The following is a 26,568-nucleotide window of genomic DNA, read 5'->3' on the forward strand; positions in this document are numbered from 1 at the left end:
TTTGGAGAAGAAAATGGCTATCGTTACACTAAGACAATTACTGGATCACGCAGCAGAAAATGGTTACGCAGTTCCAGCATTCAACATCAGCAACATGGAGCAAGGGCTTGCTATTGTTCGCGCTGCAGCAAAATGTAATTCAGGTGTCATTCTGCAGGCGAGCATCAATGCTCGTAAAAGCTACGCTGGTGACGTGATGCTTTATAAGATGGTTTGCGCTCTCGCTGAAATGTTCCCGAAAACACCAATCGTTCTTCACCAAGATCATGGCAATAGCGAAGAAACATGCTTGTCAGCAATTCGCCACGGTTTTACATCGGTAATGATGGATGGCTCATTGGAGCGTGATGCTTCAACACCAAGCAGCTACGATTACAATGTAGATATTACTTCTCGTATCGCTCAATCTGCGCACTGGGTAGGTGCTTCAGTTGAAGGTGAGTTGGGTTGTATTGGCTCTTTAGAAACTGGCGAAGCGGAAGCTGAAGATGGCGTTGGTGCTGTTGGTATCCTTGAAAAGAGCCAATTGCTAACAGACCCAGATCAAGCCGTTGATTTTGTGAAAAGAACAAAGGTTGACGCACTAGCTATCGCTTGTGGTACAAGCCATGGTGCTTACAAGTTCACTCGCAAACCGGATGGCGATATCTTAGCGATGAACGTTATCGAAGAAATTCACTCGAAGCTCCCAACGACTCATCTAGTTATGCATGGTGCCTCATCGGTTCCTCAATACCTTCAGGATATGATCAATGAGAATGGCGGTGAAATGCCTCAAACATATGGTGTGCCAATCGAAGAAATTGAGCGCGGTATCAAACATGGTGTTCGTAAGGTAAATATCGATACTGATTGTCGTATGGCGATGTCTGGTCGCTTTCGTGAACTCGCGATGAAAAATCCGCAAGAGTTTGACCCACGTAAGTTCCTGTTAGCTGGAATGGACGAATTAACGAAGCTTTGTTTAAACCGATTTGAACGATTTGGTTGTGCTGGTCACGGTGACAAGATTACACAAATTTCTATGGATGATATGGCTACGCGCTACGCTAGCGGTGAGCTGTAATTCAAAGGAGTTCTACGTATGGGAAATTGTGTATTTATAGGCAGAAGCACGATTGATTTGATGAGCTTTGTTGAAGTGATGCCTGATCCTGATCAAAAGGTGAATGCAATTGCTGATTTTATTGGTGGTGGTGGGTCTGCACTCAATGCTGCCATTGCATGCAACGCATTAGGCTCTGATGTACACCTTTGGACATGTTTAGGTAAAGAGCACCTCTATAAATCGATAGTGACAGCAGAGCTTAATGAACACGAAATTTCGGTTGTGGATTTAAGTTTAGACGATGAATACCAGCTACCACTATCGAACATTATCTCTGCAAAGCAAACGGCATCTAGGCTCATCGTCAACGCTAGTCAGCCCGATTGCGAAAAGGTGATGAGTTTAGACCCGAAATGGCTAGATAATGCAAAGCTCGTATTACTTGATCAATATGAGCATCCGTTTGTTAGCGCAAACGTACAAGCTTTGGCTGAGTTTACTGGGGATATTGTGTTAGACGCTGGTACTTGGAAATCGCACAGCGAACAGTTTTTATCTCTCTGTACTATTCCTATTGTTTCAGAGGAATTCACCAATGGTGACAAAGATAAAATGCAGGCACTTTGCGACCAACACGGGATCAAAAAGTGGGCAATGACGCTGGGCGACAAAGGTGTTTTTTATAGTGATGAGTCCGGTAGCGGGTTAATCCCTGCACCTAAAGTGGATGCTATCGATACGCTAGGTGCTGGAGATATTTTCCATGGGGCTTTTTGCCATTACTACTTGGAGAGTCAAGATTTCCGTGACTCTCTGAAGAAAGCCAGTCACATAGCGGCATTATCATGTACCGAATTAGGAACCAGATCATGGCTAAAACACATTCGTTAACGGTTGATGACATTGCAAGCGTTCCTCAACTGGTCGCCAATACCTACCAAGAGTCTGGGAAACAAATTCTTGTCATCGGTATCTCTGGTGCTCCAGCGACGGGTAAATCAACATTGTCTGAATCCCTACTGTCTGGACTGTCACTGTTAGGATTTAAAGCCCAACTGTGTCCAATGGACGGCTTTCACTACTCCAATTCGGTACTGAAAGAGAAAGGACTGACGTCAGTCAAAGGTAGCATCGAAACATTTGATGTAACCTCATTGGCACATTTGCTTTCCAAAGCGGTGACGCCAAACACTGACGCATTTTTTTGGCCGAAATACTGTCGTGAGTTACACGATCCCATTGCAAAAGGTTTTTTAATTGAGCCAGACACTCAAATTATTTTACTCGAGGGCAATTACATCTACTCAACCGACGAAGACTGGCGACCAGTCAGCGATTTAATTGACTTGAAGATCTTTCTCACAGCAAGTGAAAAAGTACTCAGAGAGCGATTAATATCAAGACACCTAGCTGGTGGAAAGTCGAAACAAGAGGCGCTCGATAAAACCGAGCGCGTGGATCTAGTCAATGCGTTAAAAATAAAACAATACGAATCAAACGCAGACTACGTAATCCAGACGCACTAGAACAGCGTCCCATGTACCCTACAATTCTCATGGAGAGATCAAATGATTCTTAGCGAAAACAATAAGAAGATGTTCTTTTTAACATTCATTTGCGCTGCGGCAACGATTGGTGGGTTCCTATTTGGAATGGACACCATTGTTATTGGCGGCACGATCACGCAAATCACACAACAGTTCGAATTATCGACCTTACAACAAGGTTGGTATGTATCATCAGCGCTTGTGGGTTGCTTATTTGGTAGCATAATCGCAGGTCCTATTGCTGACTATGCTGGGCGTAAAAAACCTCTGATGCTAGGTGCTTTACTAGCTATCGTATCGGTGCTTGGCTGTATGTACGCAAACTCATTCAACTTACTGATCTGGGCACGTATCATTGGTGGCTTTGGCATTGGTATCGCGACCGTGGTTTGCCCTATGTACATTGCCGAAGTAGCTCCAGCAAGGCATAGAGGAAAACTCAGTAATCTGTTTCAAGTTGCCATTGTGATCGGTTTAACTTGCTCAGTGATCACCAACACATTGATTGTTAACTACAGCCAGGCTGCCGTTGTTACGGGTCATTACCTTGACCATTTCTTTATTACTGAAAACTGGCGTGGCATGTTCTCTGTTGAATTTTTGCCTGCAGTTATTTTCCTTGGTTTGGTAGCATTTTTTCCGGAATCACCTCGTTGGTTGATATCTAAAGCTAGAGAAAAGGAAGCGGCTAACATTCTGAGAAAGTTCTTAACCAAGGGTGAAGCAGAAGAAGCGATTATTGAATGTCGTCAAGTAATTCGCTCAGAGAAAGCAGGGTCATATAAACAATTAGTCAAAAATCCAGTGATGCGTTTCGGCTTGATGACGGGTGTATTACTAGCAATATGGTCAGAGTGGTCTGGCGTAACTGTTGTGATGTACTACGGCCCTGTAATGCTAGAAGAGATAATGGGCAACCAAGGTTCTGCACTGGGAGGTTTTGGTTGGATCTGCTTAGTAAGCGTTATATTTACCTCTTTATCAATGGTATTCATCGATAAAGTGGGTCGCAGAAAAATGCTAATAACCTCTGCACTTGGTTGTTTCACTTGTTTGATTGGTTTGGCAATATTCTTCGACAGACCTGATACTCCACCTATGTTGATAGTTGGTTTAATGGCGTTCTTTGTTGCCTTCACAGCACTAGGTTTAGGTCCTCTGAAGTTCACGATTTCAGCTGAGATTTTACCAACTTCAGTCCGTGGCCGCGCGGTCTCAATAACAACGGCAGCAATCTGGATTCAAGGTGTTATCTTGAACTCATTTACACCAGCTTTTAGAGAATCATTTGGAACATCGGCACTCTTCATCATGTTCGCGATTATCCTGCTTGGCCAAGTTTGGTTTGCGATAAAAATCCTTCCTGAGACAGCAAATCGTAGTTTAGAAAGTATCGAGAAAGAGTTAAAGCAACGATTTGATATAAAAGAGGTCGAAGAAAAAGAACTTCAGCCAAAGCAAGTATAGCGATTAGTTGTTGTTAATATAGATAGAGCCTCCAGTATGTGGAGGCTTTTTACTTTCACGAAACTTATCACGTATATTCCCCACTCACGCCCCAACTCAACCATTCACTCCTCATTATTACCATTCGTCGCATTGATAAAACGGCATGACAAATTCTAGTTAACCTTTCAACGTCAACATTTGAAAGGGATTAGAAATCATGACTACTTCACACTCATTTAATTCAGGCTCTACCACTTCTCTGCTTAAGCGTTCATTACTGGTTGCTCTTGTTTCGTTTGCACCGTCGTTAGCTTTGGCGAACCCAAGTTCAGACGTGCTCGATATCTACAGCCAAGCGGCGCAAGGCAATGAAGATTTGGTTGAGGTGGCGTATGAACGCCTGAATGACACGCTGCAACAAGACGGTGCGACACCACTGACCTTGGTTTACCTCGGAAGCACAGAAACCCTGATGGGGCGTGATGCGTTCTTGCCTTGGAACAAGATGAAGTATGTGGAGAAAGGCTTATCAACCATTGATAAATCACTGGTGCTGCTGAAAGACGAAGACCAACCGATTCATGAGCAACCTCGTGTTCAAGGGCTGCCAGATTCTTACCTAACTCGCGCAATGGCCGCCGTTACTTACACCTCTCTGCCAGACATGTTTAACCATTTTGATCGTGGTTATGACCTCTTCCTCTCGTTACTCGCTGAAGAAGATTTCCAACAACAGCATTTCGCTGCGACCTCATGGATTTACCGTTACGCCATTACCGCATCGATTCGTGCTGAAGACTTCGAGCAAGCACAGGTGTGGCTTGAAAAGATGGAAAACACAGATGCTGGCAACATCGAGACAATGACGGCTAAAGCCCTAATAGCGAAAGCCAAATAACAGCTGCGAACGCTAAAAAATTATGGGTCAGCGGAGGACAAAGGAATGATTGAATTTAAAGATATCGGCAAAGCATATGTCACGGGCGGTCAACGTGTTGATGCATTAAACGGGGTCGATGGACACATCCAACGTGGTGAAATGGTGGCGTTATGTGGGCCATCAGGTTCTGGAAAAAGCACACTGTTGAATATCCTTGGTTTGTTGGATATGGACTATCAAGGCGAGATAAACATTGATGGCAAAGCGTATCCAACAGAACAAATCGCTGCTGCACGTTTTCGTCGTCAGTCGTTGGGTTTTGTGTTTCAGCGCTTCAATCTGGTTCCTGTGATGACGGCGCTTGAAAACGTCGCTTACCCATTGATGTTGAACCAATGCACGAAACAAGAACAGCAGACCAGAGCGCAAGACATGTTAGAGCGTGTTGGGCTAGGAGATTACGTTCATCACCGCCCAGACAACCTTTCTGGCGGGCAACAGCAACGTGTCGCGATAGCCAGAGCGTTGATTCACAACCCAAGCTTGGTGATTGCCGATGAGCCGACCGCGAGCCTAGACAGCCACACTGCCAACCTTGTGATCGACATTATGAAAGAGCTTGGCCACGAAATGGGCACGACTTTTATCGTCGCAACGCACGACCCAAGAATGGCGCAGCGTTGTGATCGAGTGTTTGAACTTATCGACGGCCAACTGGCTCCACAAGATGCAACCACGGAGGCGATCTCATGGGCAAGTTAACACAAAGAATGAGCACGTTTTTACTTCCAACTTCGGTGCGTTTGGCTTGGCTTAACTTATTAAGAAACGGTCGTCGTAGTTTGCTGTCTGTATTGATCATCGCGATTGCGGTATTTGCGCTGACGTCGGCAGGAGGTTACGGGCTTTACACCTACGAATCTTTGAGAGAATCGACCGCGCGCGATACTGGTCATCTTACTTTGAGCACACCGGGTTATTTTGAGCAAGATGAAGACATGCCGCTGAGCAATGGTCTCGATAATGTTCAAGCGCTCACCAAGAGCATTATTGGTGACAGCGATGTGCGTGGGGTGCAGCCACGAGTTTATTTTAGCGGTTTGGTGTCTAACGGAAGCAAGTCGACCATCTTTATGGGAACAGGCGTTAATGAGCGCGAGTTCGACATGAAAGGACCTTTCCTTGATGTGCGCAGTGGTCAAACCCTATCGGATGTGAAATCACCAAGATACGACAACCAAGAACCACAAGTGATGCTGGGAACCGACCTTGCTCGTAACCTCAAAGTTGCCGTTGGCGATTGGGTAACATTGCTCGCGACCACCAGTGACGGTGCTTTGAACGCCTTTGATTTTAAGGTGCAGGGCATCTACTCGACAGGGGTACCTGAGCTAGATAAACGTCAGTTATATGTACACATCACCACCGCTCAAGAGCTTTTGGCCTCAGACAAAGTCAGTACCTTGTCGGTGTTCCTATTTGAGACAAGCAAGACCTCGACCGTTCAACAGCGTATCCAAATAGCTTTAGATCGAAATAGTGCGAGCCAAAGCGATCAAGGCACAGAGATCACCCCGTGGCAAGATCGCGCGTTTTTCTACACCAAGGTTAAAGATCTTTACGATCGGATCTTCGGCATCATGGGCGCAGTTATGGCATTAGTGGTGTTCGTGTCGCTGTTTAATACTATGACCATGTCGGTGACGGAACGCACTCGTGAGATTGGCACCTTGTCGGCACTCGGTAGTTACCCTTCTGAAATCGTGGCTGGTTTCTTAAAAGAGGCGGGATTGCTGGCACTGATTGGCAGCGCGATTGGCGCGTTAGTGAGTGGCTTAGTATCGGTGTTATTGCTAGTGGTTGATATCCAAATGCCACCACCTCCCGGCAGAACCGAGGGCTACCCACTCAACATTTACTTCTCATTGGAATTGGTTGGTTACGCCACTTTAGGTGTGCTGACGATATGTTTGCTGGCTGCTTATTTCTCTGCTCGTAAAGGCGTGAATAAGCCAATCACGGAGGCGCTGGTTTATGTATAAATTTACTCGTTCACCCACTGTTTTAGGTTCTGTATTGGTTTTGGTTCTAGCATCAACTCCAAGCTGGGCAGTCGATTCACAACAAGCCACTGATATGATCGCTAAGGCCGATAGCTACCGTTTGAACAGTGCACAAGCGTCTAAGGTGGTTTCTTTGGTGGCGCTGTATCAAGACGAACAGCTCGATAAAACCCGTGAGTACAACGTCTACACAAGACCAAACCGAGAGTCGTTGGTCGTGTTCAAATCGGCTGTCGAGGCAGGTCAGAAGATGCTGATGATTGAAGATAATTACTGGCTGTTGATGCCGAAATCGCGCCGACCAATTCGTATCACACCGATGCAAAAATTGTTGGGTGAAGCCTCGGTGGGCGATATCTCGACACTCACTTGGAGCGAAGACTACCAAGGTGAGTGGGTTGCCGAGCAACAAGTTGAGATGCCGACTGGCGAGACGCTCGATACTCATCATCTAAAGCTAACGGCGAAAACCAAGGGTGCGAGTTACCAGTCGATTGATCTGTGGTTAACGGCAGACCGAGCGTTTCCAGTTAAAGCGGATCTTTATCTGCGTTCAGGAAAGTTGGCGAAACAAGCTTGGTTTACCGAAGGCGTGCGTGATGGATTACCAACAGTGGTATCGATGACCTTGCTCGATAAGATTCAGCCAAGCAAGAAAACCGTGATTGAGTATAGCGAAGTGATTGAGCAAAGCTTGGAAGACAAGTATTACAACCCTGCCTACCTATCGCGTAACAGCGTGTCTGGTCTGTAGGTGAGCGTCATGAAAGCTTCCAATTGCCGATTCCACATCAAGCCTTCAATCGCGACTTTGCTTACCTTGTCTTGTGTGAGTAACACGATTCAAGCGGATGACCTGAGCTTGGCGTGGGACTGGCAACTGAGTGCAGAAGCGGTTGAATCGAGAGAGTCGCCATTCAGCCCTTTAGCGTCTGATAATCGTCAGTCTTTAAATGGCTTGCTGGATCTAGAGGTTGGTTACGGCAATTGGCTTGGTCTGTTCGCAGTGAAAGCCAACGATATTCTGAGTAATAGCCCTCAAGAACAAGACGCGAGCTTTGAGTCTGAATTTATTGTGCGTGAGTTGTTTTGGCAAGGTGGTGTTGAGTTGTCGAATTCAGTAATCGGTGACCACTACCTTGATGTCACGCTTGGTAAGGTTCGTTTGGATTGGGGTGTGGGTTATGGCTATCGACCGTTAGACATCATCAAGCCGTATCGACAAAACCCAGTAGGCATTGTCGCAGAAGAGGGTGCGGGTGTGGCCTCTGCGTCACTGTTCGATATGACGGGCGAATGGACACTGCTTTACAGCGATTCGTCATGGACTTCCCAAGATGTAAATGAATTCGAAAAGCAGAATCAGCAACAAGGCTTTGGGATACGTCGTTACAATCTGATTGGCGACCACGAATATCAGTGGGTCGCTTATTACGACGATGTACGCCATGGTTTACTTGGGGCGAGTTTAGTGTCGGTATTAAACCTCGCATGGGAGTTCCATGGTTCGATGGTTTATCAGCGACAAAGCCTTGGCTACAGTCAACCAGACTCAATGCTTAAACCGGTTTATCTTGAAGAGCAGGGCCAGGCCTATCAAGCGTTAGTAGGAGTAACATGGGCCAATGACACGGGCCACAATGTGGTGTTGGAATACTGGTTTGATAGCCGAGCGTGGAGTGATTCTGAGTGGCAAAGTGCCATAGAAAGTGCCGAGTCTTTGTCGGTTAATCCGATGACAGCATCACTGGCTGGTTCTTACGCTCAAGGTTATCAACACGCCAATTTGGTTCAACACAACATCATGTTTCACTGGTCTTTGGATTCGACACATGGCTGGCTCGAAGATATCACCCCGACATTCGACGTCATGTTGTCTCCTCAAGACGGCGGCTTTATTGCTACCCAGTGGCTCAACTATCAGGCTTTAGATAATGGCAATTCATCGTTGGATTTGGAACTTGCTGCACGCTTTCTAGGCGGTAAAAGTGATTCTGCTTACGCCAACTTACCCGATAGTCATATGATTCTCTTAAATATCAAAGGACGATTTTAATGGACACTTCTTCAAACAGTCGGTTTTCATGGATTAAAAGCTTCGCGTTCACCACGTTATTTTGTGTTCTTATTGCGATTACAACCCATACAATTTGGGGCGGCGGATTAACGGTTAACCTGGCAATCAGTTTTGGCTTTGGTTACAGCGCCGTGGGTTCTTCTTTCATCTTGGTGAAGTTGTTTAAGAGGACATCTCGAACGCTTGAAGTGGGTATCTCAATGGTGATCGCGATGACCTTTGGTACCTTGAACGCGCACTATTGGTTGAACGGATATTTTGGATCCAATATCTCGGACCTTAAATCTGTCGTGTTGCTCGGTGTGATTTTCTGTTCGGTTTGCTATTACTATTTCTACACACGAGAGCAGCAGTTACGAGCCGATAACGAATTGGAAGTGGCCAAGCGTCGTCAGGCCGATCAAGAGAAGGTGGTGGTGCTCAGTCAGCTTAAACAACTACAGAGCCAAATTGAACCGCACTTCTTGTTCAACACGCTTGCGACCATCAATGTATTGATTGAGAGTGACAGCGCGAAAGCCAAGTTGATGCTCGAAAAACTGACCGACTTGTTGCGTGTGACTTTGAAAAACAGTCGCACCGAGCAATCGACCATCGCACAAGAGGTCGACTTGTTAGACGCTTATCTTAATATCCAAAAGATACGCTTGGGTGAGCGCTTAACGTTCTCGATTGAAACACACGAGATTAGCGATTTGCAGGTGATTCCACCGTTCTTGATTCAACCTTTGGTCGAGAATGCACTCACGCACGGTATCGAGCCCAAAGCCGCTGGTGGCCAAGTGAATATTCGTATTACTCAACAAGCACTGCAGCTAAAAATTGAAGTGGCTGATAATGGCGCTGGGTTGAAAACGCCTTCTGCGAATACGGGTTACGGTGTTGGGTTGAGCAATATTCGTCAAAGAATCGAAACCCTTTATGGTGATAAGGCGAGCCTCACGATTACTGAACACGCTGAAGGCGGGGTAGTCTCGACGATCTTGTTGCCGTTGGCTGATGCAGTAGGTTAGAACTACAGACCCGAAAGCACCGAACAGTGACGGAAAATAGACGATTTACAGTGTGAATTTAAAGGACTAACCATGAACAACCCAGCAGTACAGCCGAGCGTAACGGCGATAATCGCAGACGATGAAGCACTGTTAAGGCACCACTTAGACAAGAGCCTTGCTGAGGTTTGGCCGGAGTTAGAAATCGTCAGTAAAGCACAAAACGGTTTGGAGGCGATGCAGAGTATTCAGCAGCTCAAGCCCGACGTGGCTTTTCTCGATATTCGTATGCCGGAACTGGATGGTATCTCTCTGGCGAAACAACTCAACAAGCTAGCTTCACCGCCATTGATTGTGTTTATCACGGCTTATGACGAATACGCGGTCAAAGCTTTTGAGCACAATGCGATGGACTACCTACTTAAGCCAATCAATGAAGAGCGTTTACTGGCGACATGTCAGAAGGTGCAAGCGCGTTTGTCGAGCAACCAAACGCAAACAGGTAGCACGCCAGAACAGCCCGATATCACGGCGTTAATGGCTCAGCTTCAACAGCTATCCCAGTCGACGTCACAGCAAACGCAGCCTCCTTATCTATCGCAGAAAAAGTATCTCACATGGCTCAAAGCCAGTGTCGGAGAAGACATCCACCTTATCGCCGTCGATGATGTCGCTTATTTCAAAGCAGAAGACAAGTACGTGTCTATATTTAAGAAGGGCCAAGGCGGTTCGCTAGAGGAGTATATCCTTCGCGTATCATTAAAAGAGCTGATTGCGCAGCTTAACCCAGATGAGTTTTGGCAGATCCATCGCTCGGTGGTGGTGAAAGTGTCGGCCATCGATAAGGTGAAGAAAGGGCTCTCAGGTCAGATGTCGGCGTATGTGTCAGGGGAAAAGCTACCGATCAGTCGTGCCTCGCAAGCGTTGTTTAAGGGTATGTAGAGAACTGGCTGACATTTATGTAGCTTATTGATTTTAATATATGTAGTTAGCGAGTCTAAAATCGATGTAATAGGCTCTTATCTAAATGCCTATTTAAATGAGCACAGCGACCTTACATAACGATTGGTGATTTATAAAATAAAGATCCAGATCACAAAGATACTCATCCGGTTCAATATTAAATAATAATCGTTATCCCAATCTGTATATTGTCGGTGAATGACATTAAGAGGTTGTTATGAAAACATATTATTTAGCGACGGCTCTATGCCTCACCTTAGTTGGCTGTAGCTCAACATCAAAAACTACCGAAACGCCAATCCAGCCGGATCCGGCATGGACTTCAGGCCAACTAGAAAATGGCCTTACTTATCATGTTTATCCAGATCATGAAGAATCCGTATCTGTCCGTTTAGTCGTGCACGCCGGTTCGATTCAAGAGACTGACCAGCAAGAAGGCTACGCGCACTTTTTGGAACACATGGCATTCAATGGCAGTAAAAACTTCTCTCAGAACGATGTGATTCGCTTATTCGAAGACGCAGGCGCTAGCTTTGGTGCTGATATTAATGCCTACACCTCTTATGAAGAGACGGTCTACCAGTTAGATTTGCCAGATAACATTCAATTGCAGTCTGCTTTGACGTGGATGCGTGACATTGGTGATGGCCTGGATCTATCAAGTTCAGAAGTCGAAAAAGAAAAAGGCGTGGTTCTTGGTGAGTTCCGTATGGCTCGCCTCGATGATAAGTCATTCGGAGATATATATTATGATCACTTCATTGAAGGCGGCCCGTACGAATCGCAAGATGCACTAGGGACGAAATCGTCGATTGTGAATGCTACTCCTCAAGGCATCACCAACTTTTATCAGACTTGGTATCAACCTCAAATAGTTGAGCTGGTCGTTTCTGGTGATGTGGACATCAAAACCGTGATTCCACTCATTGAAGAAAAGTTTTCTAGCTGGGAGCGTGGTGATACGCCGAGACCAGAGAAACAGAAAACGACGTCATTCAATGAAGATGATTATGTTGAGTACGCAGGAAGAGAAGCGCCAAGCATCACTCTGACGTTTAACCGAGGTTTAAATAGAGTTGAAAATCATGCTCAGCAGCATCAACGCTGGTTAGATGAAACCGCTCAACAATTGATTCGACTACGATTAGAAGCGGTGTTCAATGATGCTGCGCTGCCGACTCAATGGATAGCATCTGATGGCTATCAGATGGGCGCTCTGCACTATTCATCAATAAGTGTTGGGTTTCCGGCTGGAGACCGTGAAGTTATCCAACAAGATCTGCTTTCTACATTGGCGTCATTGCGTGATTTTGGTGTTTCGGAAACGGATATTGTTGGCGAACAGCACTACTACCAAGACTTGCTGGATAATATCGAGCGTGACTGGGATAAATTGGATAGCGTTGAACACGCGAACTACAAAGCGAGTGCGTTAGTCACTGATCGAATCGTCCAATCACAGAACGACTATCAAGCAAGTTTGGAAGCCTTCATTGCTAACTTGAGCCTTGAAGTGATTAACGACAACATCAAGAATCTACTTTCTGATGATTACTTTATTGTTATTGGGATGGATGACTCCGAAGACAGAACAGCGATCATCAACTCTCTCGATAGTTTAAAAGCCACGTATAGCGAGGCGGGAATTGCGCCGCTTGCGATAGGAACAGCCAGTGCTTTTGCTGTACCTAGCTCACAAGGCGAGGTTGTACTTGCTGAACAAATGTCTGTCGACCCATACATCCAAAAGTGGACGTTAAGCAATGGCATCGACATGTGGTACCTGCGTGATTATGAGGCAGGTGATGATGTTGGGGTGATGTACATGAGCCTCGGCGGAAAAGCCGCTTTGGATCCGAGCTTGTACCCAGCTGTTGAGGTTGCGTTACCTACCTTCGCTCGAAGTGGTGTCGGTGAATTTACGGGGTCTGAGCTTTTAGCGCATTTTGATCGTGAAGATATTAGAGCTGATTCCTTTATTGGCAACACCCGCCATGGTGTTGAATTTAGTATTAACAAAGATGGGCTCAAAGATACGTTTGCTGCGCTGTATACCTTCATCACTGCGCCTAAAATTGTTCCCGAGCAGTTAGAGGCAGTGAAGCAGGAGTTTGTACAAGGTCAAGAATCTTTCTTGAGTAGCCCTGTTGGTCAGTTTGAACGAGCGGTAAACCACAATATTTATCGTCAGGAAAGTGGTCATTATCTTGTAGATAAAGAGCGTGTTGAAACGGTTTCTGTGGAAGACGTCGCTAATCTTCATCAGCAGCTGTTTGGCCAATTGAGACATAACCAATTGGTGGTCGTGGGTGATATCGACCCAAGTGAATTAAAGCCTTTGGTTGAGCAATACTTGGCTTCGATTCCATTAGAAAATGCCGAGGTTCCGGACTTTAAGGTGGCTTACAAGCAGCCATCTGAATCACGTATTGATGTAGCGATCAACAATGTGAATAGTGCAGAGTACATCCTACGAGTTATCTCTGTGCCTAATATTGAAGTTAAAATGTCGGCAAAAGATGTTTTCATGGAAGACTTACTGCAGCGCTTGCTGGCGACTCGTCTAGATACCTATATTCGTGAAGAGTTGAGCTTAGATTACTCGCCATATACCTATGCAACGTTACGAGACAGCGAGCCGAGTTATGAGTGGGTTATTGGTGCGATGATAGCGCCAGAAAATGTAGACCAAGTCGAAGTGGCGATCGATAAAGTGATTGCAGACCTTTTACAAGGCGTTTCTGAAAAGGAAATGCACGCAGTCGTGAAACAGTTTGAAGCGGACTTCACGCCTCTCGAGAAGAGCTCTATCGACCAAGCGTGGTATGTGTCTCGCTACTTGCTCCATGATTACGGTGTCGAAGCTTTGTCTCAAGTAGAGCGTGTTGCGAGATCGGTCTCTGTAGAAGAGATGAATGTGTTAGTGCAAAGCATCTTTGGTGAAAATAGCCGTAAGGTTAAGAACATCATGCGTCCTAAAGCCTAAAGCCTAAAGCCTAAAGCCTAAAGCCTGAAACCAACAGAAAGAGACAACTCAAAGCCAAGCGAGTATCGCTTGGCTTTCTTGTTTTTTCACCATTCATAACGTCTATGTATCATCTGTTGTTAAGCCGTTTTAGATCTATGTAAATCTAAATTTCGAGAACGCTTAATCAGTTGCATCGTATCATTTCCTAAAAAAATGTTTTAAATCAAGACAGCGTTTCATTTGTATTGTAGATTGACGATCTACGAGAATGTTGTTTGGATATTAGATTGCTTAAACTGGGTACCCGATTAGTCTTAATGTTGTTTTTACTGAGCTTTGGCTTAGTGAATTCTAACGGCTATTCGTTTCCTTCTAAGCCATTTCAAATTCATTCGGCTCAAGAGCAATCTTCGCAGACTAATCTTTGTAAACAAGCTGATACGGATAATCCGTCGAGCTACTTAGAGTGCGATAAGGCTCAGTTTGGCACTGTGCCTTCTGGTGACAGTTCTAACTATCACGACACCGAATCAAGCCTTCAAGCAGCAAACTTCAGACGTATGCTCAGTAACGAGCAAGAAAGCGTGGCCGATCTTGAGCCAGCTTATCACCTACTGATCGACTTCTCTCCCCCTTCATTACTGGCTTCTCTGCTTTTCAACACGCCGTTGTTGGATTCCAAGCAGCACTGGACCAGTATTGTGAGTTCTCCGTCCTCCCGGCTTTCTGGGTGGAAAGAGGGCAACATCCAATACTCGCATTTCCGAGAACTTCTTAGCTAATCGTTTGACCCTAAATTGGTTGTATCGATGGTCACTTGTGCCCGTTGAACTCGCCAATTAACCAAAACAAACATAGCGACATCAGCTTTAGCATCACTACCGTTCAATCAGCTTGTTCTGGTTGCGATTAGCCATTGCTCGTGTTTGCAAAATATTAGTTCAAAGAAGAGATCTTGACTGTGAAAAAACGCATTCAAAGAAAACAAATAAACCACTACTCAAAGTGGAAATACGTGGTGCTTATCGCCACTATCATCATCATGGTTCTGAGTGCTTTACCTTCTTGGTATGGCGAGAATGCATCGGTTCAAATTAACAATCGTTCTGAACAGACCATCGATGCGAGTCAAATTACCCAATACCTTGCGAGCGAAGGCATCCAAGCTAAATCGGCATTTCAAAAAGACCAACGTTTAGTCGTGATCTTGGAAGATGCAGAGCAACAAGCGAAGGCTAAAGAGGTGCTGAATGAGCGCCTATTGGACAACGCGACGGTTGCGCTAGCGATGGAGCCAGCAGCACCAAAATGGTTGACTGACATGGGCTTCGCACCGATTCAGTTAGGCCTTGATTTACGTGGTGGTGTGCAGTTCTTGCTAGAAGTAGACATGGAACCGGTTTACCACGCACAAGCGCAATCTGTGGTCGACGAGATCACCAGCCAAGTGCGTTATGCACGCGGTAAAGTGGTGAATAACCAAGTTGAGTTTAACTTCCGAACTGATGCAGATTTCGAGAAAGCACAGAAACTGATTCGTGAAGAGTTCCCACAATGGCAACGTGACCGTTCAGATAAATCGCTAACGTTAACTCAGTCTGAAGAAGAACAAAGAACGCTACGCAACCTAACGGTTCAACAAAACCTGCAAATCATGCGCAGCCGTATTGAAGAGCTAGGCATCACTGAAGCATCGATTCAACGCCAAGGTGAAAGCCGTATCCGTATCGAGTTACCGGGAGTACAGGACCCTGCAGCTGCGAAAGACGTGATTGGTGCTACGGCTTCGCTTGCGTTCTATTCGGTGTACGACAACGCAACGCGCAATACTCAAACTCTGAAAGATTCAGATGGTAATCGTGTCGTGGTTGCTCGCAAAGCAGTGCTGAGCGGTGAACACATTATCGATGCACGCAGTGGCATTGGTGAAATGGGCAGTGCAGAAGTAAACATCACGTTGGATTCTTCTGGTGGTAAGAAAATGTCTGAGTTTTCTCGCCATAACATCGGCAAGCCAATGGCGACCGTTTACAGCGAATACAGCCGTGATAGAGCCGGTAACAGCGAAAAAACCAGTGAAGTGATCAGTGTGGCGAACATCCAATCTCAACTGGGTAGCCGCTTCAGAATCACAGGTGCAGGCAGCATGGCAGAAGCACAAGAGCTTGCTCTACTGCTACGTGCAGGTTCATTAACAGCGCCTGTCACCATCATTGAAGAGCGTACCATTGGCCCATCTCTGGGTGCTGAAAACGTAACGAATGGCTTTGCTGCTTTGGCTCTTGGCCTTGGTCTTACTCTAACGTTTATGGCGCTATGGTACCGCCGCCTTGGTTGGGTCGCGAACTGTGCATTGGTGGTTAACATGACCACGTTGTTTGGTTTGATTGCCTTGCTACCGGGTGCGGTGTTAACTCTGCCAGGTATTGCGGGCTTGGTACTGACCGTCGGTATGGCGGTAGACACTAACGTGCTTATCTTCGAGCGTATTCGAGACAAGATGAAAGAAGGGCGCAGCTTTGCTAGCTCTATCGATCGTGGTTTCGATAGCGCATTCTCGTCAATTTTCGATGCTAACGTCACCACCATGATCGTTGCTGTGGCTCTATACACAATCGGTAATGGACCGATTCAGGGCTTCGCTCTGACACTGGGCTTAGGTCTTCTAACCAGTATGTTCACGGGCATTTTTGCTTCACGAGCGATCATCAATTTGGTTTGGGGGCGTGACCAACGCCACGATGTAAGGATTTAAGTATGAGTACTTCAAAAATGACTATTTCAGACCGCTATTTTTCAAATAGTAATATGACTCGCCTTCGTAAGGTGATGTCTGCGATATCTATTGTGCTGTTCATGAGCTCTGTGATGCTGGTGGCGGTGAAAGGTTTTAACTGGGGCTTGGACTTCACAGGCGGTGTGGTTGCCGAGGTTCAGCTCTCTGATCAAGTCACCAAAGATGCGTTAAAAACTAAACTTGATACGGCTTTCCAACAAGACGTGCAAGTGGTTGGTATGGCAGAACAGGATCGCTGGACAATCCGTTACAGCCAACTGACAGACGCCCCACAGCCAAACCTAGTGGATGCTTTGTCTTCTGTAAGTGACCAAGTAAAAGTGCTTAACAGCAGTGTGGTTGGCCCTCAAGTCGGTCAAGACATGGTTGACCAAGGTGGCTTAGCGGTATTGGTGTGTTTCCTAATGATCATGCTGTACCTGAGTGTACGTTTTGAATGGCGTTTAGCACTCGGCGCCCTTGCCGCGATCATTTATGACGTGACGCTTATCTTGGGTCTGTTCGCTTTTACTCAGTTCGAGTTCAACCTGACTGTGTTAGCGGCTGTGTTGGCGATTTTGGGTTATTCATTGAATGACTCGATCATCATTGCTGACCGTGTGCGTGAAATGCTGCGTGGCAATCCAAACGGCGATACGGATAACCTGCTTAACGAATCGGTTAAAGCGACCTTCTCACGCACCATGGTGACTTCAGGAACAACTCTAATCACCGTTTCGGCGCTTTGGCTACTTGGTGGCGCTGCGCTGCAAGGTTTCGCGATTGCACTGGTTGTAGGTATTGTCAGCGGTACGTGGTCTTCAGTTTCAGTAGGTATCACACTGCCTAAGTTACTTGGTCTACAGCCTTGTCACTACCAAGTGAAAGCGCCAGTAGAAGTTGAGGGCGAGTACCCTTAGGCTCTCTATTGGTTAACAGTACAACTTAGTCAGTAACGTCAACAAAGCCCTTCGTTTATAGCAAAACGAGGGGCTTTATTTTTTATAAGAGTCAAACAGTTACAGAAAAGAGAGCCTATTTCAAAAAACGATGGATTGAGCAGGCAAGCCCTCATGATATGAAGTATGTTTAGATGACGTTCGTAGAAATGAGGCAAGGGAATGGAATATCGACATCAATGTCATGTAGGCGACCATGGTGATGCGCTAAAGCATCCAGTATTGAGTGCACTTGTTCAGTCATTAATGCAGCAACACTCTCGCCTCAACGTTATCGACACACACTCAGGTACTGGGTGTTATGACCTCACCACAGCACCAAGCAATCACGCGGGTGAGTTTGCGGAAGGGGTCGGGTACTTATGGCGCAACAAGGCTTATCTTCCGTCGGCATTCAGCTCTTTTATGTCGGTGCTGGAATACTACAATCCGAATCAGCTTATCTCTTTGTATCCCGGTTCTGCTGCCATCGCATATCAACAAGGTCGCAGCCAAGATAGCTTCTATTTTTCAGACATTCAGCAAGATGAAGCCGACTTATTACAAACCAACATTGAGAAGCTGCAACGCGATCTTGATGTTTCAAGCAAGCTCACTATTACCGCAGGCGACGGGCTCAAAGCGCTGCCTGATGATGTGGCAAAGCACGATAATCATCACCTGATCGTTATCGACCCACCCTATGAAACCGATTCTGAATATCTCGCAGTGATTGATGCCTTGGTTAAGGCGTATCAGCAATCTGAGAAGGTATCTGCCTTGATTTGGTATCCACTTTATACGGATGACAAGAGCTCACTGATTCTGAACCACTGTGTGACAGCGGTGAAAGATGGTTTGCTACCCAGTCCGATTAAGTCGGAGCTTCGCCTTCGAGATCCCAAGGGTGATGATCGCCTGATCGGCAGTGGCTTGCTGTTGTTCAATCCACCACAAGGCATTGCGGGAACGGTCGCAGATACGCTCGATTATTTACACAGCCAACTTGCGACTAGTGGTGAAGGTTACTGGCAGATGAGACGCTTATAGATCTGATTTTTATGGGTTTTATGATGGTTTTCTAGACATCACTCACTAAATCACTGTTATCTATGTGGTTTAAATTGACCAAACGCTAACTTTTATCGATTGATTAATTGCAGTGAATCATTTAAAAATAGAATATCAATGCGCACAAGTGCATAATGGCTCATAAGTTAAATAATTAAACTAGATTGTGGTTTACCCCCTAAACTGCATTAGGCTCGCACTAGTCATGCGAGCCTTTCTTTTGCCTGAAGGAAATGCTTACAGCAGGTTCTTTTCAATCTTTAGCGCTTTCTTGATGAGTTTTGCATTGAAATCTGCGGAGTCCAGCGAGTAGTGTGCTTCTCGATGACAGGTCGGACAAAGTGCGATCACATTTTCAGGGCAATCAGCGCCGCCATCTGCTAACCGTGTCAGGTGGTGTACTTCTAGGTAAGGACCTGACTTGGTCTCAAAAGGTGAGGGCACTCCACAACCTTCACAGATACCATTTGCCCTCTTTTTTGCGTAAAGCTTAATGGCTTCACTACGATACTTCACATGCGTGAGTTGTTCTTTGGGGTCAGCTTTAAGTGGTGTTGAAGCTAAGGCGATGTCTCGTAATTGCCTTAATGATTTACTTTTAGTTGGCTTCGTTAGGTATGAAGCTTTTGGTGTTTGAATGGTATTGCCGACACTTTGTGGGACGATATCTAGATGGAAAACTATTGCATCACGAAGTTGGTCGTTCTTGTCGGGGCGTTGCTCAATGTGATGACAGAGGTAGTTGCACACTCCGACGAATCTAACAAAACCAGTTGAGACAGATTCAAATAAGAGAATTTCTTTAAGGTTGTTTTGGTGTTCAAAGATGGCCAAGTTTCCTTTAACCATCTGCATATCACCTTCTTGCCCTTCTCCTGTATATCGGAAAGTGCCATCTGCACTAAAACCATCAGAGTAGCCAAATTCTTCACCAGCATCGCTAGTGAAGATAAATACATATGGGTGGGCTGCAGGCGTAGCGATACCACCATATTGCTGACCTTTGTAGCGACCGTGTATATCTGTGCGTCGATTGTAAACCTGTCCTACATTGAACAATGGAGAGTCCTCGTTTATTCGTCTAAATTCTAATTATTATTGATATTTTTATAATTTAAATTTCATGTAAAGTTCAAATATAACAGTGGTTTAGGTCAAAATATGCAAGTGAATTTTTGAGTGTAAAAAGGTATCGGATCGGTCACGTTTCTAAAGAGGCAAGCCTGCAGGACTCATGCAGGCTTGGTGCGTGTTTAATGCTATACAACTACAACGCCGGATAATCGATATAGCCTTTTTCGTTGCCGCCGAATAACGTAGCGCCATCGAGTTCTGATAGTTCGCTGCCGTTTTGTAGGCGTGAAACTAGGTCTGGGTTAGCAACGAATGGGCGACCGAATGCGACGAGATCGGCGTAGCCTTTACTTAGTACTTCTTCAGCGCGTTGTGGTGTGTAGCTGCCGGCAACGATGATGGTGTTAGAGAACAAGGCTCTTAGTTCGACACGGAAGCTTTCAGGTATCACAGGTGCGTCATCCCAGTCGGCTTCTGATAGGTGCAGATAAGCGATATTACGAGCTTGCAGTTCCTTTGACGCTTCTAAAATCGTTGGCACGATATCTGGGCAGTTCATGTCTTTGAAGGTGATGAACGGAGCCAAACGTACGCCCACTTTGTCAGCACCAATCGCTTCAATTACCGCATCCACGACTTCAATTAGGAAGCGAAGTCGGTTCTCACGACTGCAACCATAGTTGTCGGTGCGCTTATTTGAATTGGTTCTTAGAAATTGATCGATAAGGTAGCCATTGCCGCCGTGGATCTCGACGCCGTTGAATCCTGCCTCGACCGCTTTTTTCGCTGAGTTAGCAAAATCTTGAACAACACGGTTGATGTCTGTTTGGGTCATCTCTCTTGGTTGGATGCAATCGACCATGTTGCCGTTTCCATTCTCATCAGAGATCCAAACCTGAGTTTCGATTGGTGCCAGCGCTGAAGGTGCAATCGGCAACTCGCCTTTTTGAAAGGTAGGGTGTGATACTCGGCCTACGTGCCATAGCTGGCAGAATATCGCGGCACCTTGTTCTTTGGCTGCTGTGGTTACTGACTTCCAACCTTCGATTTGTGCATCGGTATAAACGCCGGGTGTGAATGAGTAACCTTGAGAGTCATCTGAAATTTGGGTGGCTTCAGTGATGATTAAACCTGCACTTGCGCGTTGTTGGTAATAGGTTGCCATCATGTCGTTTGGTACGTTTCCAGGTTGGCTAGTACGAGCGCGTGTCATGGGTGCCATAACCACGCGGTTTTGTAGTGCTAGGCCTTTCAGTTCTGATGTTTCGAATAATTTGTTCATGGTGTCTACCTTGTTTTAATTCAGTGTTTTTTAGTTTTGTGTTGGGGCTATGAGTAGCGTTACTTGCTTTCTGCTGGGCTGAAAATAGAGTTGCTCTGTGGCTTTTCAGCTCGGTTGGCTTTGGCGATAAGCAGCAAACCAATCACTGGGACAACAACGGCTGCGAATGGAATCATGCCTGCGCCTAATTGGCTGTCGAGTACCATGCCGCCAAGGAACCCACCGAAGGCATTGGCCAAGTTAAACGCTGAGATATTCGCGGTTGCTGCCAGTTCTTGGCCTTCGCCACCGTTGTTCATCACTCGAAGTTGCATGGCAGGAACGTTTGCAAATGATGCAATACCAAAGACAAATGCTGCTGCAACGAATAGGATTTTGTTGTCTACCACAAGGCCAACTACAACCAATGAAACGATCATTGCGACAGTCCAAAACATTGAAGCTTTGCCTAGGTTTTTATCTGAAGAACGTCCGCCCAAGGTGTTACCGATAATTAAGCCGACACCCACAACCACTAAGATCCAAGTAACAGACTCTTGACCGTAGCCAGTGATGTGCATAGCGATTGGTGCAAGGTACCCATAAAGCGTCATGAAGCCAGACCAAGCAAAAGCGGTGATTGCCAAGCTGATCAGCAGCATTGGGTTTTTGAACGCAAACAGCTGAGTTTTGATGTCTTTTGCTTCACTGTGACCGGTCGATTTAATCGATGTCAGGATTGAAATCATTGCGATGGTGCCAAGTGCTGCTACTGTGAAGAAGGTTGTGTGCCAGCCGAATTGCAAGCTAACCCATGTACCAGCTGGAACGCCAAGAACGTTAGCGAGCGTTAAGCCTGCGAACATTTGGCCAACGGCACGACCTGCCATTTTTTCAGACACTAAGTTGGTTGCGACAACCGCACCGATGCCATAGAAAGGGCCTTGCACTAAGCCTGCGATAACACGACTCGCGAGGAGTAGCGGATAGCTTGGTGCTAGTGCAGACAAGACGTTACCGATGATGAACAGTGCCATTAAGCCAATCAGCACCATCTTCTTATTAAAGCGCGCAAGGTAGATGGTTAAGATCGGGCCGCCGATAACGATAGCCAACGCGTAAGCACTGATAAGGTAGCCAGCTTGGCCTTCTGTGATTGAAAGTGATGTGGCGATCTGTGGAAGAATACCTGCGATAACAAACTCAGCCGTGCCGATTGCAAATGCTGCGAGTGTCAGTATCCAAACTTGGAATGGCATCTTTTCTTTATGGATGGTTTCTTGTGTCATGGCTTTTGATTTCATGATGAGTTACCTATGTAAATTCTTGTTTGTTAGGACGTTGAGATAAACGCCCTAACGATTGTTCTTTGTGTCTTTATGTCTTTGCGGGGTGTTAGCCGAGTAGAGCGCCGCCATCGATATCGATGATTGACCCTGTTACGTATGGGTTATTAATCGCGAATAGGTAACCCATAGCCACCTCTGAAGGCTCGCCAACCTTACCTGCGGGTAGATTGTTTTTGGCGTTGTCGTACATGCTTGCACGAGCGGAATCGTCCATGTTTTTGTAGGCTTCGGTCATGGTCAGGCCGGGGCTAACAGTATTGACGCGAATCGGTGATAGCTCTTTCGCCAGTATTTTAGTCACGCTTTCTAATGCGGCATTGATGGCGGTTTTTACGTAAGTGCCAGCCACTACTTTGCGAGACAACATGCCTGTCGTGAACGTGATAGAGCCATTTGGCGTCATGTAGCGTGCGGCATGTTTTGCTACGTTTAAGCTGCCCCAAAACTTAGTGTCAAAAGCTGTCTTAGCGTCTGCGGTTGCTACGTCTGTTACTTTTCCTGCGGGAGCGGATGAGCCAGCTGTTACGACTAAGTGGTCAAACACGCCAATCGATTCAAAGTATTCACAAATTGATTTTTCATTGCTGATATCAAGTCCTGTATGTCGGCTAGCGACGTGCACTGTGTTGTTTTCGTTTCTCAATTTCATCGCGAGTGCTTTGCCGATGCCTGATGTGCCACCAATGATGACGAAAGTGCGTTGCTCTTGTTTAGTCGATTCGTTAGTCATGCTCTGAATTCCTGCGTTGTTCTGTTGATGTTTGTCATTATATTTATTCGATTAAATTTGATAATTGGCTAAAATATAAATTCATTATTCGGTTAATCTGAATAGTGTTGCTGAGTATTCAGATCGAGCATTAAGATCGAGAAGTAAGACGAAGAGGTGGAAGCGAGAATCGTATGGATAAGTTTTCAGATATGGCGATGTTCGTCAGTATTGTTAAGCATCACGGGTTAGCGGCGGCGGGGCGTGAACTGGGTTTATCGCCTGCGACCATGACAGCAAGGCTTCAGGCACTTGAAGAACGATATGGTGTGAAGTTGTTGAATCGAAGTACGCGCCATGTGTCTTTGACCGACTCTGGAGAGTTGTATCACAAGGCGTGTTTGGAGATATTAGATAATGTCAGTGAGGCCGAAAACCTGATCCAAAATGGCGTCAAAGAAGTCAAAGGTCCACTCAAAATCGCCGCGCCGAAAGATATCGGAAAGCAGTACATTCTTCCTATTCTCTCTGAGTTCTGTCAGCAATATCCCGACGTGATCCCTTATCTCTATTTGAACGATAACCTCTCGAATATTGCTGAATCTGGCATGGATATCGTGGTCCGTTATGGTGAATTGGTCGACAGCAGTTTGATATCCAGACGCTTGTCGCCAAGCCGGCGTGTACTGTGTGCGTCACCTGAATATCTTGCCAAGCATGGCACACCGTTAACGCCGCAAGACTTGGTTGAGCACGACTGTTTAGCCATGCTGCGCAGCAATGAAGAGCTCAAGACATGGCACTTCCAAGATCATGATATGAAGAAGTCGATTACCGTTGTTCCAAAGCGATTTTCAGACGATGGTGAAGTGATTCGCTACTGGGCATTAAAAGGCGAGGGCATTGCCCTTAAATCGGTGCTGGATGTGCAAGACGACATCAATAACCAGCGCCTTGTGACGCTGCTTAATGGCTACATGAAGAACTTCAACACCGCGATGTCGGTGTCGAGTGCCGATTTGAATGTGGTGTATATCAGCAAGAAGTATCAGCCGAAGCGTATCCGGCTGTTTCTTGATTTTCTGTTTGAGCGGTTTGGAGATTGCGTCAACTCGAGTTGTTGATTTTCAAGTTACGAAAATAAGAGAAATACAACGATGGCAACCGCTAACGCTCTTGGGATAAAGGTATCTTTGTCTATCATGAGAACCTCTTATCGTGCCTCAAATGAATGAGGCACGGGTTATTTGTTGGGGTTAACGAAGGTGTAGGTAGAACGGAGAGAAGGTATCAATTAAATCAACTAAACGTTGAAGTTGCTTGATATCACCCTTGGTTGCCTTCGCCGTTGATTCTTCAACATTGATGTCTTTGACTAGGAATAAATGAACAAGGTCTTGTTTTGACATCTCGACGTTGAGATCGGCGCTCTCAGAACTAAAACCATTGTCGACAGCCATCGTGCGGTTAGAGACGTTCACAAGGTATGGGCTTCCATCTACGACAAGGTTGATAACGTGCGTTTCGTTGGTGTTCAGTTGCTCCGCTATGAGGCGAGTTGGAATCAGTGACATCACGTCATCAGTTGGTGCCTCAACGAACTTGCTGGCATCGCCGAAGAAGTTCATTGTATCGAGTACACCATCTAGTTCTCCGCGAAGCTCTGCTGCACCAGTGAGTGCCCAGTGACGCCAACCCGGAGTCGATTGTTCCCAGCCCCAACGCTCTAGTGCAACGGCTTTTTGTCCACGAGCATACATATCGCTGTGATCGACGCGGATAACATGCGTTAGGATCTGCATCGCTTCACCGTACTGTTGTTTTTCGATCATACGGTCTGCGGCCTTTTTAATGGCGTCTGGGCCACCCATCATATCAACATACAGTTGCGCCATGTCCTTGTGTGGTGGCTTCGCAAACTCACTGGCATCACCATTGAACCAACCAACATTGCCTGCATAGATATTGGCAACATTTTGATATTCTGAGCCACGCAGCGGGCGCAAGTAGTCATGATCCTTGAGTTCTTTTGGAAGGCGAATGCTGTCCGAAAGCTCATGCATCGTATAGCCTTTGTTGATATGGCGAACCGTTTGATCTTGCATGTAACGCAGTGAATCCGCGTAGGCTTTCATCACATCTTCAGCACGCTCTTGGCTGACTGCAGAACGGCCGTGGTGTAGCGAGAGCGTTTTTGGCTGATAGCGACGCATGCGGTCTATAGAATCTGCCCACTCAAGGCCGTCACGGTACTCGGCACCACGAATGGTGTAGAGATTTGGAATGGTTTCACCTTGAATGGTATCGCCACCGACCATGTCTCCCGTTTCATGTACGTAGAGTGCAACACCATCTGGCGCTTCACCAGGTGTGTGGAAAAACTCCAATGTAAGCCCATCGACCTTCATGATCATCAGATCGTCAACTAAGATATTGGGCGCGAAGAAGGATTTGTTTTGCGATTGCATCACGATGTCTGCTGGGTAGCCAACACCTTGGTTTACACCTTTATCGTAGTCATTGTTATGAGGGATAAAGGCACCAAATGCATACGCGGTTCGAATCGACTGTTGATTAAGATAAATACCAGACTCTTCATTCATTTTCTTTTGAAAATCAACATGAGCGATGACATTAATTTTGCCTGATTCGAAGTCTTCTCGCGTTGCTAACCCCTCGGTTCCTGCCCATTGATCTGGGTGGTGGTGAGTATAGAAAATCGTATGAACTTCACGCTCGTCCCCAGTCGCTTCACGGTAAGCTGACAGCATGGCTTCACCAGTTTCAGCCGTTGAACCAGCGTCGATAATGATCAGTCCTTTGTCACCCTGAAGGAAGGTGATCGAAGCGCCCTCAAAACCAAATGCGTTGTACATGCGGTCTGATAACTTAAAGATCACAGGGTTGGTCATTGCTTCTTCCATAGCTGCTAGCTCTGGATGAATTTTGCCTTCTTGCAAAGCCTTTTCCATGTTTTCTTTGTTGTATTCAGGCGTGAATAGAGGCTCACCTCGCCAAATTATTTCTGGGAATGACCCCGCTAGTTTTGTCGAGGAATTTTCAGATAAAGGGAAGTAACTTTGCTGCTCAGCAGACATGGTTGGAGAGAGGAACTCAATACCATTAGCAAACGGGTCATAGTTATTGGAAAGTACGACGTCGTACTCGCTCATATCGAATGAGTGGTCATGGTCGCCGTGAGTTAAACGTTCTGATGCATGATGAGAGTGAGCCATCACATTGCAAGACGCTAAAATTGAGAGAGCAATAATGGTTTTTTTCATAGTGTTACCCTGGTTCTGTATTTCGTATGAATCAGACTCAGAATCCATCCTGTTTCGTCATTCTTCAAAAGTTGAAGGATACGAGGTTGTGTAATGTGCCTCGTTGATGACGATATCTT

At 46.0% G+C, this 26,568-nt stretch carries 22 protein-coding genes; 17 read left to right on the plus strand and 5 right to left on the minus strand.

From position 1 onward, the window contains the following. Window positions 1-13: 13 nt before the first annotated feature. From fba to rlmJ, 16 genes are all read left to right on the plus strand, one after another. Window positions 14-1,066 (plus strand): class II fructose-bisphosphate aldolase, encoded by a 1,053-nt coding sequence (fba, locus tag MSG35_RS03870; protein WP_248382910.1) that lies wholly within the window; start codon window positions 14-16, stop codon window positions 1,064-1,066. Window positions 1,067-1,084: 18 nt separating this feature from the next. After that, window positions 1,085-1,939: a PfkB family carbohydrate kinase gene (locus MSG35_RS03875; RefSeq protein WP_061040086.1), complete on the plus strand. Its 855-nt coding sequence runs from the start codon at window positions 1,085-1,087 to the stop codon at window positions 1,937-1,939. Further along, window positions 1,918-2,574, plus strand: coding sequence for a hypothetical protein (locus MSG35_RS03880; RefSeq protein WP_061037751.1), 657 nt, complete (start codon window positions 1,918-1,920; stop codon window positions 2,572-2,574). The genes MSG35_RS03875 and MSG35_RS03880 overlap by 22 nt, the downstream gene beginning before the upstream one ends. Window positions 2,575-2,616: 42 nt before the next feature. Further along, entirely contained in the window at window positions 2,617-4,062 is a 1,446-nt protein-coding gene (locus tag MSG35_RS03885) for a sugar porter family MFS transporter (RefSeq protein ID WP_059017946.1), read from the plus strand. A gap of 199 nt (window positions 4,063-4,261) precedes the next feature. Next, complete coding sequence (locus tag MSG35_RS03890) at window positions 4,262-4,942, plus strand: hypothetical protein (protein WP_248382912.1); 681 nt, start codon at window positions 4,262-4,264, stop codon at window positions 4,940-4,942. 45 nt (window positions 4,943-4,987) lie between these two features. After that, a complete protein-coding gene (locus MSG35_RS03895; RefSeq protein ID WP_248382913.1) occupies window positions 4,988-5,686 on the plus strand; it encodes an ABC transporter ATP-binding protein in 699 nt (232 codons plus the stop codon). Beyond that, window positions 5,674-6,966 carry an FtsX-like permease family protein gene (locus tag MSG35_RS03900; protein WP_248382915.1) on the plus strand — a complete coding sequence of 431 codons (1,293 nt, stop codon included), beginning with the start codon at window positions 5,674-5,676 and terminating at the stop codon, window positions 6,964-6,966. The genes MSG35_RS03895 and MSG35_RS03900 overlap by 13 nt, the downstream gene beginning before the upstream one ends. Further along, complete coding sequence (locus tag MSG35_RS03905) at window positions 6,959-7,741, plus strand: outer membrane lipoprotein-sorting protein (protein WP_248382917.1); 783 nt, start codon at window positions 6,959-6,961, stop codon at window positions 7,739-7,741. The genes MSG35_RS03900 and MSG35_RS03905 overlap by 8 nt, the downstream gene beginning before the upstream one ends. Window positions 7,742-7,750: 9 nt before the next feature. Then, entirely contained in the window at window positions 7,751-9,043 is a 1,293-nt protein-coding gene (locus tag MSG35_RS03910) for a hypothetical protein (RefSeq protein ID WP_248382918.1), read from the plus strand. Continuing rightward, window positions 9,043-10,077, plus strand: a complete 1,035-nt coding sequence (locus MSG35_RS03915; RefSeq protein ID WP_248382921.1) for a histidine kinase — start codon at window positions 9,043-9,045, stop codon at window positions 10,075-10,077. Before MSG35_RS03910 ends, MSG35_RS03915 begins: the two co-directional genes overlap by 1 nt. A 72-nt stretch (window positions 10,078-10,149) precedes the next feature. Next, the gene (locus MSG35_RS03920) at window positions 10,150-10,998 is read left to right on the plus strand and encodes a LytTR family DNA-binding domain-containing protein (protein WP_248382922.1); all 849 of its coding nucleotides are present in this window, start codon (window positions 10,150-10,152) and stop codon (window positions 10,996-10,998) included. A gap of 238 nt (window positions 10,999-11,236) precedes the next feature. After that, window positions 11,237-14,005, plus strand: coding sequence for a M16 family metallopeptidase (locus tag MSG35_RS03925; protein WP_248382923.1), 2,769 nt, complete (start codon window positions 11,237-11,239; stop codon window positions 14,003-14,005). A gap of 299 nt (window positions 14,006-14,304) precedes the next feature. After that, entirely contained in the window at window positions 14,305-14,769 is a 465-nt protein-coding gene (locus tag MSG35_RS03930) for a hypothetical protein (RefSeq protein WP_248383249.1), read from the plus strand. Window positions 14,770-14,942: 173 nt separating this feature from the next. Further along, the gene (secD, locus tag MSG35_RS03935; RefSeq protein ID WP_017065097.1) at window positions 14,943-16,742 is read left to right on the plus strand and encodes a protein translocase subunit SecD; all 1,800 of its coding nucleotides are present in this window, start codon (window positions 14,943-14,945) and stop codon (window positions 16,740-16,742) included. A gap of 2 nt (window positions 16,743-16,744) precedes the next feature. Continuing rightward, window positions 16,745-17,683, plus strand: a complete 939-nt coding sequence (gene secF, locus MSG35_RS03940) for a protein translocase subunit SecF (RefSeq protein ID WP_050647564.1) — start codon at window positions 16,745-16,747, stop codon at window positions 17,681-17,683. 201 nt (window positions 17,684-17,884) lie between these two features. Further along, window positions 17,885-18,751 carry a 23S rRNA (adenine(2030)-N(6))-methyltransferase RlmJ gene (rlmJ, locus tag MSG35_RS03945; RefSeq protein ID WP_248382924.1) on the plus strand — a complete coding sequence of 289 codons (867 nt, stop codon included), beginning with the start codon at window positions 17,885-17,887 and terminating at the stop codon, window positions 18,749-18,751. Between the two features lie 258 nt (window positions 18,752-19,009). Here the strand turns inward: rlmJ and MSG35_RS03950 are convergent, their stop codons facing one another. From MSG35_RS03950 to MSG35_RS03965, 4 genes are all read right to left on the minus strand, one after another. Further along, a complete protein-coding gene (locus MSG35_RS03950; protein ID WP_248382925.1) occupies window positions 19,010-19,831 on the minus strand; it encodes an HNH endonuclease signature motif containing protein in 822 nt (273 codons plus the stop codon). A gap of 208 nt (window positions 19,832-20,039) precedes the next feature. After that, window positions 20,040-21,128, minus strand: coding sequence for an alkene reductase (locus tag MSG35_RS03955; RefSeq protein WP_248382926.1), 1,089 nt, complete (start codon window positions 21,126-21,128; stop codon window positions 20,040-20,042). Window positions 21,129-21,187: 59 nt separating this feature from the next. Beyond that, window positions 21,188-22,396 (minus strand): MFS transporter, encoded by a 1,209-nt coding sequence (locus MSG35_RS03960; protein ID WP_248383250.1) that lies wholly within the window; start codon window positions 22,394-22,396, stop codon window positions 21,188-21,190. Window positions 22,397-22,502: 106 nt separating this feature from the next. Beyond that, window positions 22,503-23,186, minus strand: a complete 684-nt coding sequence (locus MSG35_RS03965; RefSeq protein ID WP_248382928.1) for an SDR family oxidoreductase — start codon at window positions 23,184-23,186, stop codon at window positions 22,503-22,505. Between the two features lie 173 nt (window positions 23,187-23,359). Here MSG35_RS03965 and MSG35_RS03970 point away from each other — a divergent pair, with 173 nt between their 5' ends. Beyond that, window positions 23,360-24,289: a LysR family transcriptional regulator gene (locus MSG35_RS03970; protein ID WP_050643582.1), complete on the plus strand. Its 930-nt coding sequence runs from the start codon at window positions 23,360-23,362 to the stop codon at window positions 24,287-24,289. Between the two features lie 132 nt (window positions 24,290-24,421). Here MSG35_RS03970 and MSG35_RS03975 read toward each other — a convergent pair whose 3' ends face one another. Beyond that, window positions 24,422-26,449: an alkyl sulfatase dimerization domain-containing protein gene (locus tag MSG35_RS03975; RefSeq protein ID WP_248382930.1), complete on the minus strand. Its 2,028-nt coding sequence runs from the start codon at window positions 26,447-26,449 to the stop codon at window positions 24,422-24,424. Window positions 26,450-26,568 lie beyond the last annotated feature (119 nt).

The organism is Vibrio sp. 1CM23M, from assembly GCF_023161755.1.
Taxonomy (GTDB): domain Bacteria; phylum Pseudomonadota; class Gammaproteobacteria; order Enterobacterales; family Vibrionaceae; genus Vibrio; species Vibrio coralliirubri.